The organism is Thermosphaera sp., assembly GCF_059755995.1.
This window is the reverse complement of the sequence record NZ_DBOUKL010000064.1, coordinates 1-11,207: the sequence shown is the minus strand read 5'-3', so window position 1 is coordinate 11,207 and position 11,207 is coordinate 1. Positions and strand designations below refer to the sequence as shown.

Below are 11,207 nucleotides of genomic sequence, written 5' to 3'. Positions count from 1 at the left end.
GGAATAAGCGTGATATGGGATAAACAATTCGGCTTTCTAAAAGAAAGCCTAGTCGCCCCGGCGTCCAGGAAGATCATAATCCTGGGTAGAATAGTAGGTGATTCCATTGTCAACACTATTCAAGCACTACTGGTTGTAGCAGTGGCACTGCCTTTTGCGAACGGCTTGAAACTGGAAAACATCCCTATAGGTTTGCTCTACATTTTCATAACAGCTCTCGCTTTCACGGGGCTTGGAACAGCTCTCTCATTAAAGTTCAGCAGTATGGAGGGTTTTCAAATGATAGTTAACTTATTAACAATGCCCCTTATGTTCCTGAGTGGAGTATTTTACCCGTTGGCACAGATGCCTGAGTGGATGCAGTCAGCCTCTAAGCTCAACCCGTTAACATACTCCGTACACGGAGTGCGATACTGGCTTGCAGGAGCTAACGTTGGCTTCGAATACATGAATTGGCATCTCGACCTAGCCATAATTACTGTTTTTGCAATAGTACTGCTAGCGGTTGCTGCGGAAATGTTTGAGAAGGCTACCATTGAGGATTAGAATTGAAAAACTTTAAGGATATAACACTCCCACGAGCAGTAAGCCTAGGAATCTCTTCCCCGAAATATATTTAACTTTAACACCTCTTTCTTTAAGCCTCTTATCAAACTCCACGGGATCAACCTCTTCTGGGTTGACCTCGTCGGAAGCTATGATGAAATTAACGTTTAATCCGAAGCTAGGAATCCATGTCCAGTATTCGCCTGTCAACGCAAAGTTTTCCCTTAAATTATTTAAAACATACTTGTATTCGTTAGGGTAGAAGTAACTGCTCCCTGCTTGAGTAACTATTACACCGTTCTTCCTCATTATCTTCTTCACTTGAGAATAGAATTCACTGCTGTAAAGCGCCTTAGCTGGTTCACCAGCATACGGGTCCGTTAAATCCATTATAACCACGTCGAAGTGTTCCAGCGGGGCTTTTTTAACATATTCAAACCCGTCCATCACGACAACCTTGCTCCTGGAATCGTTGAAGCTTCCCCTGTGCATGTATTCTAAGTATTTTTTAGAGAACTCGACGACTTTCTCGTCAATATCCACCATGACGGCTTCCTCCACGGTATTGTGTTTTAAAACCTCCCTCAGCGTTGCCCCTTCTCCTCCACCGATAATTAATACTTTCCTAGGGCAAGGGTGAATGGTCATGGCTGGTTGCACGAGCAATTCATGGTAGAGATGCTCATCAGTCTCAGTGCTCTGAACGTAGTTGTCTATGATTAAAGATTTTCCAAACCCTTCAAGCTCCACGAAAGCTATCTCCTGGTATGGGGTTTTTTCAAGAGCCAGGACTCGCTTAACCTTGAACAAGCATTTCAGGCTTTTCCCAGCCGGTTCTATAAGGTAGAATCCCTCCTCACTCATTAAACCTCACCAGTTAGCTCCAGGAACTCTTTTACGAGCTTGTCACCGTTGCTTGTTCCAATCCTGCTGGCCCCTGCCCCAATTAATGCGAGAGCATCCAGCGCATGCCTTATACCTCCTGAAGCCTTGACCCTGACCCTACCTTGAGAGGCCCTGTATAGGAGTGCCACATCATGTACTGTTGCACCGCCTCCTAGAAAACCAGTGTTTGTTTTAACGTAATCCGCACCTGCTTGCGCGACAAGTTCTACAGCCTTTATCTTCTCAGCGTCATCTAAAAACGTGGTTTCTATTATTACTTTAACTGATTCAACGCCTTTTTTCCTCGCCTCTGAAACCACCGCTGACATGTCTTCTAAGACCCTCGAGTATTCCTTGCTCTTGAAAAGAGAAATATTCATTACCATGTCGATTTCAGAAGCCCCTGATGAAACCGCTTCAACCGCTTCGAAAACCTTTACCCTTGTAGACGTATTGCCAAGCGGGAAGCCTACTACAACACCGTACTTAATAGTTCTACCGGCTATCTCAAGGGCCTTATTAAGAAGGGAAAGAGGTAGCATCAACAGTTTAAAACCGTATTCTCTAACATCGCTGACGTACTTCTCAAGGGTCTTATAGTCAGCGTCAGGCTTCAGCAAGGTGTGATCAATCATTGAGGCGAATTCTCGAGGGGTTAAGGATGCGATTTTTCCACTGTAAAATCCCTTCATCTCATACCCCTGTTTATTTAAACAATACGAGTTTTTAACCATCACTAGCGGATTAGAGATAGTAAGGGATTATTGACGGTTGTAAAAAAAACTAGTGATGTGAAGTCTTTACTTTCTCCGCGTACTTCTCAGGAGTCAATAATGAATCATACTCTGAGGGATTCTCAACTCTGATTTTGAAGACCCATCCTTCACCGTAGGGGTCTTTATTTACAAATTCAGGGTTGCTAACTAACTTCTCGTTAACTTCGACAACCTCCCCGGTGAGAGGAGAATAGTAAGAGCTTGATGCCTTGATCGAGTCTACAACCCCTATTTCCTCTCCTTTCCTCACAATTCGACCTACTTCCGGAAGCTCTATTGAAACAATGTCCTTGAGTTCTTTTTGAGCATAATCGGTTAGTCCAACAATCGCCACGCCAGTCTCAAGCTTCGCCCACTCATCCGTTTCCGTGTATCTCCGGTCTTTCTTCACAACATATTTCTTGGATTTTAACTCTATAATTATATCCTCGCTCAAAACCCATCCCTTCAATCCTTTAATACTCATACTCGTTAAAAAGGCTCTGCGTGTAGCATGATTTTCAATAAGCGTACCTCATCCTCACGGGTAATCTTAAACCCGTATTGAACCTCCATAAAGTTCTTCCTGAACTCCGTAACCATCTTAGCAACTTCCTTGGGATCTCTCTTGTCTATGACAACCATCCTCATTAGTTTGGCAATCTCCTTCATCTCCTCCTTCTTCATACCCCACCTGGTTATCTCCTGTGTTCCTATTCTCAAGCCGCTTGGATCCTTAACATCCTCCGGCTTATCATATGGGAGCATGTTTTTATTAACGATAATGTTGGCTTCTTCAAGCATCTTCGCTATTTTAGTGCCTCTTCCAAGCTCGGCCACGTCGACTATTACTTGATGGCTTGTGGTGTAGCCTTTGCTCTCCATTACTACTTTGAATCCTTCAGCAGCTAATTGCGCAGCCAATTCCTTAGCATTAGCAACTATTTGCCTAGCATATTCCTCACCCCAAAGCTTCATCTCGATCCCGGTTACCGCCATCGCGGCTAGCCTGTGGAGATGGTGGTTAGAGACGAACATTGGGAACACGACCTTACCCATCTCCTTATAGTCTTCCTCCAATCTAGTCGCGAACAACCCGCCCTGAGGTCCTGGGAAGGTTTTATGCGTGGAGGAAGTGATCACGTCGGCGCCAAGCTTCAGCGGGTTCTCCCACGCTTTTCCAACCACCAATCCTAGGACATGGGCGACATCGTGGATTACCTTAGCCCCGACGGCGTGAGCGGCTTCAGCAATCTCCTTGGTTGGATGCGGGAATATGTACAGTGAACCGCCTAGTGTGACTATCTTCGGCTTAACCTCCTCGATCATTTTAACAGCCTTGTCAACATCAATATTCCACTCCTCGAGACTGAAGGGAAGCTCAATCTGCTCAATACCTAGCGCACCAAGTGTTCCGAACCTCGTATGGCTTACGTGAGCTCCTGCTTGAACAGGGGCAACACAAGCCTTGTCCCCGGGTTTTGTGAATGTCCTGAAAGCAGTTGCGTTTGCTGTTGTTCCGCTTATAGGTCTCAGGTCAACGTATTTGGTTTCGAGAAGATCGCCCATTATCTCCATAGCTTTTACTTCAAGCGCGTCCACGTACTGGAGACCCTGGTAGAATCTCTTGTAGGGTTTTCCTTCCGCGTATCGGTGCATCATGTCGTTCATGTAGGCTAGCATTGCGAGAGGAGACATCACGTTTTCACTTGCGATCATGTTTAAGCAGTGCCTTTTCCTCCACACTGTGTGGTTAACCGTTAAATCAACAACCTCCTTCAGCAGAGGGTAGTGTTGTAGAAGGGTGTTCAAACCTATTTCCTCTCCTAATTCATAAGTCATGAGTCACACACCAAGAAAAAATAATGATTTAGATATTAATAAAACATTAAGATGATGCTTTACTTCTTAATGAACGGGAAGTCAACGATTTTAGCACTATGCTTCTTATCCCTCACTAACACTTCTAACTCCTCTCCAAACACAGCGTATCTTGAGTCTACATATGCCATCGCTATAGGCCTGTTTAAGATCGGAGAGAACGTCCCGCTGGTAACCCATCCTACCTGAACATCGTCAGAGTAAACCAGCATTCCAGTCCTTGGCACCAGCCTCCCCGCTTCCTTACCGAACTTCAACCCAACTCTAACCCATCTAACCCCTTCCCTCTTACAGGCTCTCAACGCCTCCTCGCCGACAAACCCCTTCTTCTCCCAAGTTATCGCGCCAAGCCCGTAGCGCAGGGATAGTGCGCACGGGAATTTCAACGGGTCTTCACCGTATTCATGGTCTCCCAGGACAAACCCCATTTCAATCCTTAAAGTATCTCTCGCGATTAATCCAGCAGGCTTTGCACCATTAGCGAGGAGCTTCTCCACTATGTTTTTAACTTCCTGGTGACCACCCCATATCTCAAACCCGTCCTCTCCCGTCCACCCGCTCCTGCTCACTAAGAGGGTTTTCACCTCCCCAATGCTTTCCCCCATTCTAAACTCAAGGGTTTTCAGGTCTGTAGCCCATTTAGCGCCGAGCTTCTCCATTAACTCTGCAGCCCTCGGCCCCTGGACGGCGAGCATTGAAGTCTCCAATGTGATATCTGTAAGCTCAACCCTGAACTTCTTCTCCGCGATAACGCTTCTAATGTAGTTCACCATTTTCTCCCTTGTAAGCGCGTTGGTAACCAGGTACCATTCCTCATCACTCACCTTGTAGAGCATTTCATCGTCTTTAACCCTGGCCCACTGGTTTAGTGCGAGAGTGGGCCCGCTCATCCAGTAGGGTTTCGTCTTCGAAACGTCTTTAGTGTATAAGTACTGTGCTAAAGGTAAGACGTCAGGCCCCCGCAACAGTATCCTGCCCATGTGGGATACGTCGAAAAACCCCACATCATTTCTCACGTTAACGTGTTCTTCAATAGCGTTGGTGAATCTATAGGGGACTTCCCAATCACCGAATAACCCTGTTTCAGCACCCAGTTTTTCAACATAGTATTCAAGCAAAGCTATCTTAGGCAATCTCATCGCCAAGAATATATTAAACCTAACTAGAAAATAAACCCTATTGCTCTGGGTTTAAATATAAGGAGCTATAGATTAATATCTGGTGTAGTTATGTCTACACATCCATGGATGCCCAATTCTTCCAGTGATACGGTCAGGAAAATGCTGGAGAGGATAGGTGTTCCCAGTATTGAGGAATTGTTTAAGGATATCCCTCCTGAGGCCCGGGTAAGTTTAGAGAAATGGATAAGCCTCGAAATAGGTAAGGGACGCACGCTATCTGAACTGGAGGCTAAGAAAATCATTGAGGAAAGGCTGTCGAAAAACAGAATATTTAACCCACCGCCCTACATGGGGGGAGGCGTCTACCCTCACTATGTTCCGCCCCTGGTTAAGTACATATTGTCAAGGGGCGAGTTCTTAACAGCCTATACTCCATACCAAGCGGAGATTTCGCAGGGCTTGATGCAGGCGATTTTCGAGTACCAGAGCTTGATGGCTGAGCTATTTCAAATGGAGCTTGTAAACGCATCAATGTATGACTGGGCTTCGGCGGCTGCCGAGGCACTGTTGATGAGTGTGAGAGTGAAGAGAGGGCGGAGAAAAGTAGTGGTTCCCTACAACGTCAACCCGTTCCACTTCAAAGTAATACAGACGTACTTATGGCCGCATGGTGTAAGGATTGAAAGGGTGCGGTACGATGGCGAGAAGGGTTCAGTTGACCTTGAGGATTTGAAGGCTAAAGTCGACTCTGAAACAGCAGGCGTGTATTTACAGTACCCGAACTTCTTCGGGGTGATAGAAAACGCGAAAGCGGTTGGCGAGGTTGCTCGGGAAAAAGGCGCGCTCTACATTACTGGAGTCTACCCCGTTAGCCTGGGTTTGTTGAAGGCTCCAGGCGAGGTAGGGGCTGATATCGCAGTGGGTGATGGTCAACCATTCGGTCTTGGATTAAACTACGGGGGACCATACCTTGGCATTTTCGCAGTGAGGTATGATCAGAACCTTATAAGGCAGATGCCTGGAAGAATCATCGGGTTAACGACGACGCAGGATGGAAGCCAGAAAGCGTTCGCTATGATTCTTCAAGCACGCGAGCAACATATAAAGAGGGAGAAGGCTACATCCAACATCTGCACTAACGAAGCACTCGCCGCTATTGGAGTAGCAGTCTACTTATCGTTGCTTGGAAAAACTGGTTTGAGAAAACTCGCCGAGCTCAACTATTACAGAGCGCACTATGCTGCTTCAAGATTCAGTGAGATAGGATTGAACAGGATATTCAGCGGCGAGTTCTTCAACGAGTTTGCCGTGTCGCTAAGCCGGGGCGGTATAAGTTACGGAAAGGTTCACAGGAAGCTTCTCGAGAAGGGTGTTCACGGAGGCCTTTACATAGGAGATCTCTACCCGGAGCTTGGCGAAGCCTCGTTATGGGCTTTCACCGAGCTACACTTCAAGAGCGATATCGATAAGCTCGCGGATCTTCTCAAGGATATTCTTGGAGGAGGTGGGTGAAATGTTCAGGCAGGCTAAATGGTCTGAGCCACTTATCTTCGAGCTAAGCGTTAAGGGCAGGAGAGGGTTCCTAGTTCCAGACCCCGAGGAGGAGATTAAGGATAAGGTTGGTCCGATAGTTCTTAGCGAAGATATGAAGAGAACAATCGATCCCGAGCTTCCTGAACTGAGCGAAGTAGATGTAATGAGGCATTTCACAAGGCTAACAGAGATGGCGTACGGAGTTGACAATGGACCAGTCCCTCTCGGATCATGCACTATGAAATACAATCCGAGAATAGCCTGGGAGGTAGCAAGCGATCAGAGGATTGCCGGGCTACACCCATTACAGGATGAGGAGACGGTGCAGGGATTACTAGAGATGATTTACGAGATGCAGAAATGGCTTGCTAACATTACGGGCATGGACTACTGCAGTCTCCACCCTGCTGCGGGAGCGCACGGCGAGCTGGCGGGAATATTGTTGATCAGGAAATACCATGAGCTGAAGGGCCAGATAGACAAGAAGACGGAGATAATAGTGCCTGACTCTGCCCATGGGACAAACCCTGCGAGCGCGGCCATGGGAGGGTTCAAAGTGGTTGAAATCCCCTCTAACCCGGATGGTAATGTAGACCTGGAGGCTTTGAAGAGCGCGGTTGGCGAATCCACAGCAGGCTTGATGATTACGAACCCGAGCACCCTTGGCTTATTCGAGGAGAACATTATCGAAATAGCGCGGATTATTCACAGCGTCGACGGGTTACTATACTATGATGGGGCGAACTTGAACGGGATAATGGGTTACGCTAGACCAGGTGATATGGGATTCGACATTGCTCACTTAAACGTTCATAAGACGTTTGGAGCACCGCACGGAGGCGGCGGACCCGGGGCTGGGCCGGTCTGTATTAAAGACAGGGTTGTTGACGCTGAGAGGAATATAAGACTGAGCGATCTACTCCCAGGTTACTATGTTGTCTACGACGAGAAGGCTGGAAAATACAGGTTGAAAGGTCCCGGCGAGAACAGCATAGGGTTCTTGAAAGCATTCTTCGGAAACATCACCCCGTTAATCTGGGGATACACATACATTTTGATGATGGGTGCTGAAGGATTGAGAAAGGTTACAGAGCTCGCAGTGTTGAACACGAATTACTTCATGAAGTTAATGGAGAACGTGAAAGGATATGACATTCCTTATGGGAAGGGCAGGTTCAGGAAGCATGAAGTAGTATTGAGTGCTCAACCCATGACGGAGGAGGTGGGCGTCACAGCGGAAGACGTGGCTAAGGGCTTGCTGGATTCAGGCTTCTATGCCCCCACTATCTACTTCCCGCTAATAGTTAAGGAGGCTTTGATGACAGAGTTCACTGAGACAGAGACTATTGAGAACATTGAGAAATATGCTGAAAGATTGAAGGAAATCAGCAAGATAGCGTATGAAGACCCTAAGACGCCGAAGACCTGGCCTGTCAATACTTCTGTAGGAAGAATAGACCTGATAAAAGCAAACCACCCATCCACAGTCACACCTACTTGGAGAATACACGTGAAGAGGGTGAAGGGAGAGATTAAATGAAATATGACGTGGTAATCATCGGATCTGGGACTGGAGGCTATCCCGGAGCAGTATACCTGGCTCAACACGGGTTTAAAGTAGCTGTGGTTGAGGAGAAGCTAATAGGCGGCGAATGCACGAACTGGGGCTGTGTTCCCAGTAAAGCATTGTATCAAGTAGCTGAAGCAGTTAAGACAGTTGAAAAAGTGAAGGGGCAAGCCAGTTATAGATGGGGAGATGTGGTCAACTGGGCTAAAAGCATTGTGGAAGAAACCAGGGAAGGTATCAAGTACCTATTAGAGGCAAGCGGCGTCGAGGTTTTAAATGGGAAAGGTGTTTTGAAAACCCCCCGGCAAGTTATCGTCTACGAAGACGGGTCTAAGAGGGAATTGGAAACAGATAAAATCGTGTTAGCGCTCGGCACCGATCCTTCTCAACTCCCACATGTAAAATTCGACGGGGAGGGAATCCTCAGCAATAGGGAAGCACTCTTCATGAGTGAAAAACCCTCAAGCATCCTAATCATAGGGGGTGGAGTAATAGGGGTTGAAATGGCCAATGTTTTCTCCAAGAACGGTGTAGAGGTGACTGTTGTCGAGATAATGGACCACATACTCCCGTTTACAGATAAGGATGTCGCACAAGCCCTGAAGACCTATCTCGCAGGCAATGGGGTCAGAATAAGAGAGAAAACTAGTGTCGAGGCGGTTGAAAAATCCGGTGACAAGTACACCGTAAAGCTATCCAACGGTGAGAGTTTGACCGTGGATAAGATTCTGATAGCTACTGGAAGAGTCCCCAAGACTAAGGGAATAGGCCTAGAGGAAACGGGTGTTTCACTGGATAAGAAGGGATACGTGATCGTTAATGATGAATGTAGGACTAGCGTTGAAAATATCTATGCAACTGGAGACGTAGCAGGCGGGCCGCAATTAGCTCACAAGGCAATACTTGAAAGCGTTGCTGTGGCAAAGAAAATAGCGGGAAGGGAAAGCTTCAAGCTTGACTACCGCCTTGTCCCAATAACTATTTTCACCGGGCTCGAGGTCGCTAGCATCGGTTATACTGAGAAGGAGCTGTCGGCGATGGGGATTAAATATGTTAAAGTAAGACTACCCATCTACTACCTAGCGGCCGTGAAAATAAAAGGCGGGAGAAACGCTTTCGTGAAAATACTTCTAGACGAGAAGGGTGAGAAAGTGTTCGGTATTCAAGTTGTCTCCCCGAACGCTTCCGAAGTGATATCAGCATACCTCCCCATGTATCTAGGGAAACTATCCATGAATGAGGCTTCTTCAATCCCGTATCCGCATCTCACAGTGTCCGAGTCCCTTCGAGACATAGCTGAATACTTGCTGGGAGAACCCGTTCACTTCATCAAAAAGTAAGGTTTTTTAAAATCTATTTCTCAATCATTAACGGTGAACTCATTGCTAGGTTATCTAGACATCGCAGACAAGCTGTTGAGCAAGTGCGAGAAGGGAAACTACTGCTTCTGGGTTCCAACTGGACTTATACAACCTTACGAGGCTAATGGGGTTTACGGGTTTGACTGTTTCTTCTATAAGTTTCTGAAAAACCCGGTGATGGGTGATAGGCTGATATTATCGTTTAAGCTTCCTTTTACGGCGTTGAGCGATATCTCGTTGACGCATTCGCGAGGATTCCCCGTCGTTCCTGATGATTCCAAACTATGTAGTAAAAGCGAGATAGAGAACTATCTCATAAACACTAATAGGGAATTTCTTGATAAGATAGGGCAGGCCTCTGAGAAGAGAAAGGTTGAAGGACAGAGTAAGGGAATATTGAAGAGACTCATATTTTTTGGCGGGAAATCCAGCGAGGCCGACATACTATACTATCGTCTTCTAACGCAGTATAGGTTTATGAATGAGCTTTCATCACTGCTGGGATATCGCAACGAAACCCTGAATGCCGAGGTTAAAAAGGCTTTCATCCTCTACCTTTATGAATCAAAAACATCCTCCATGTATGCTTTAATGGATGGGCAGGAACTAAAGCTCTTGAACCATTCAAAACTACTCGATTTCGAGAAAATAGGGGATATGCTAGGGTTTTTACGATAAAATTAATATTCTAATCGTTTATTACCTATTGTTGGTGGATTTAATGTCTTGGAGGGAGGAAATACTCTTTCTGGTGAAAGAACTTACCCAAGTCCCAGGTCCAAGCGGCTATGAACACAGGGTGAGGGACAAGGTTGTTGACCTGGTGAAACCATATGCGGATAAGCTGTGGGTTGATGCATGGGGAAACGTGATCGCTGTTAAGAAGGGGAAGAGCAGTGGCGCGAGACTGATGCTTGCGGCTCACATGGATGAGATAGGGTTGTTCGTATCCCATATTGAGGACGACGGATTCTTGAGGGCAATACCGATCGGAGGGGTTCTAGAGAGAACACTCCTTTATCAGAGAGTGATCGTTGTGACCAGGAACGGTAGGATGATCCGCGGCGTAATAGGGTTGAAACCTCCCCACGTCATAAAGCCTGAGGAGGCGCAGAAAGTCCCCGAGCTTAGAGAGCTCTTCATAGACATAGGTGCTTCTTCTAAGGAAGAGGTTGAGAAGCTTGGTGTGAGAAACGGCGATATCGTTGTGTTTGACAGGGATGTTTCCGAGCTATCCGGTAACAGGGTTACAGGCAAGGCGTTCGACGATAGGGTTGGGGTTGCAGTGTTGATTAAAGCCATGGAATTGATGAGTCGGCCCAATATTGACGCATACTTTGTGTTCACTGTGCAGGAAGAAGTAGGGTTGAAGGGTGCTAGGACATCGGCCTACGGTATAACACCCGATGTTGCGTTAGCCGTGGATGTCACCATCGCTAGCGACGTACCCGGCGTGGCGAAAAGTGAGTGGTTTACGAGGCTTGGAAAAGGACCCGCTATCAAAATCGTTGATGGCAGGAATGCATCCGGTTTAATAGCTCACCCCATGGTTGTCGAC

11 protein-coding genes are annotated in these 11,207 nt (G+C 46.8%); 6 read left to right on the top strand and 5 right to left on the bottom strand.

Annotated features, from left to right (window positions below):
* On the top strand, positions 1-546 hold a 546-nt coding region (locus AC3OH0_RS06410), incomplete at its 5' end, for an ABC transporter permease (protein ID WP_498345191.1).
* Between the two features lie 12 nt (positions 547-558).
* Here the strand turns inward: AC3OH0_RS06410 and speE are convergent.
* The 5 genes from speE to gcvT all read right to left on the bottom strand — a co-directional run bounded on the left by speE (position 559) and on the right by gcvT (position 5,200).
* The gene (speE, locus tag AC3OH0_RS06405) at positions 559-1,410 is read right to left on the bottom strand and encodes a polyamine aminopropyltransferase (RefSeq protein WP_498345190.1); all 852 of its coding nucleotides are present in this window, start codon (positions 1,408-1,410) and stop codon (positions 559-561) included.
* On the bottom strand, positions 1,410-2,123 hold the full coding sequence (deoC, locus tag AC3OH0_RS06400) for a deoxyribose-phosphate aldolase (RefSeq protein ID WP_498345189.1): 714 nt from the start codon (positions 2,121-2,123) through the stop codon (positions 1,410-1,412). Before deoC ends, speE begins: the two co-directional genes overlap by 1 nt.
* A 91-nt stretch (positions 2,124-2,214) precedes the next feature.
* Positions 2,215-2,643, bottom strand: a complete 429-nt coding sequence (gene gcvH / locus AC3OH0_RS06395; RefSeq protein WP_498345188.1) for a glycine cleavage system protein GcvH — start codon at positions 2,641-2,643, stop codon at positions 2,215-2,217.
* Between the two features lie 35 nt (positions 2,644-2,678).
* Complete coding sequence (gene glyA, locus AC3OH0_RS06390; protein ID WP_498345187.1) at positions 2,679-4,028, bottom strand: serine hydroxymethyltransferase; 1,350 nt, start codon at positions 4,026-4,028, stop codon at positions 2,679-2,681.
* A 59-nt stretch (positions 4,029-4,087) separates the two neighbouring features.
* On the bottom strand, positions 4,088-5,200 hold the full coding sequence (gene gcvT, locus AC3OH0_RS06385; RefSeq protein WP_498345186.1) for a glycine cleavage system aminomethyltransferase GcvT: 1,113 nt from the start codon (positions 5,198-5,200) through the stop codon (positions 4,088-4,090).
* Positions 5,201-5,296: 96 nt separating this feature from the next.
* Here gcvT and gcvPA point away from each other — a divergent pair, with 96 nt between their 5' ends.
* From gcvPA to AC3OH0_RS06360, 5 genes are all read left to right on the top strand, one after another.
* The gene (gene gcvPA, locus AC3OH0_RS06380) at positions 5,297-6,700 is read left to right on the top strand and encodes an aminomethyl-transferring glycine dehydrogenase subunit GcvPA (protein WP_498345185.1); all 1,404 of its coding nucleotides are present in this window, start codon (positions 5,297-5,299) and stop codon (positions 6,698-6,700) included.
* A 1-nt stretch (position 6,701) separates the two neighbouring features.
* Positions 6,702-8,261 (top strand): aminomethyl-transferring glycine dehydrogenase subunit GcvPB, encoded by a 1,560-nt coding sequence (gene gcvPB, locus AC3OH0_RS06375; RefSeq protein ID WP_498345184.1) that lies wholly within the window; start codon positions 6,702-6,704, stop codon positions 8,259-8,261.
* Entirely contained in the window at positions 8,258-9,628 is a 1,371-nt protein-coding gene (gene lpdA / locus AC3OH0_RS06370) for a dihydrolipoyl dehydrogenase (RefSeq protein ID WP_498345183.1), read from the top strand. Before gcvPB ends, lpdA begins: the two co-directional genes overlap by 4 nt.
* A gap of 42 nt (positions 9,629-9,670) precedes the next feature.
* Entirely contained in the window at positions 9,671-10,327 is a 657-nt protein-coding gene (locus AC3OH0_RS06365; RefSeq protein ID WP_498345182.1) for a hypothetical protein, read from the top strand.
* Between the two features lie 43 nt (positions 10,328-10,370).
* Positions 10,371-11,207 (top strand): M42 family metallopeptidase (locus tag AC3OH0_RS06360; RefSeq protein ID WP_498345181.1); only part of this gene is annotated, 837 nt, incomplete at its 3' end.